The organism is Parazoarcus communis SWub3 = DSM 12120, assembly GCF_003226565.1.
GTDB classification, from domain to species: Bacteria; Pseudomonadota; Gammaproteobacteria; order Burkholderiales; family Rhodocyclaceae; genus Parazoarcus; species Parazoarcus communis.
On the sequence record NZ_QKOE01000124.1, the window covers coordinates 1 to 485 of the forward strand.

Sequence of the window (485 nt, forward strand, 5' to 3'; positions counted from 1 at the left end):
GCGTTGCCGGCGTAGATCGGGCGCACGAAGGTGTCGGCCGCTTCGATGCCGACGATGTCGCTGATCTGCGCCACATCCAGCTGCGCCGCCACCCGCGGCAGCATGTTCTTGCCTGCGCTGCTGGCCGGGGCCAGCACGTGGCTGTAGTCGCGGGCCAGACCCTTGACCAGTTCGGCCACGTTCTCGGCGCCTTGCGCTTCGTAGTGCGCGGCGTCCGCCACCAGGACCTTGGTCACCCCGGCCACCTTGGCGGCGGCCTGGGCCGCTGCGGCGCAGCCGGCACCGGCGATCAGGACGTGGACGTCGGCACCGAGCTTGAGCGCGGCGGTGACGGTGTTGAGCGTGGCCGCCTTCAGGTTCTGGTTGTCGTGTTCGGCAATGACGAGAATCGGCATGATCAGAGCACCTTTGCTTCGTTCTTGAGTTTGTCGACCAGCTGGGCCACATCGGCCACCCGCACCCCGGCGCTGCGCTTGGGCGGCTCG

2 pseudogenes are annotated in these 485 nt (G+C 68.7%); both read right to left on the minus strand.

Annotated features, from left to right (window positions below):
- A pseudogene (locus tag DNK49_RS23355) lies at positions 1 to 395 on the minus strand (electron transfer flavoprotein subunit alpha/FixB family protein); the annotation flags it as partial.
- Positions 396 to 397: 2 nt separating this feature from the next.
- A pseudogene (locus DNK49_RS23360) lies at positions 398 to 485 on the minus strand (electron transfer flavoprotein subunit beta/FixA family protein); the annotation flags it as partial.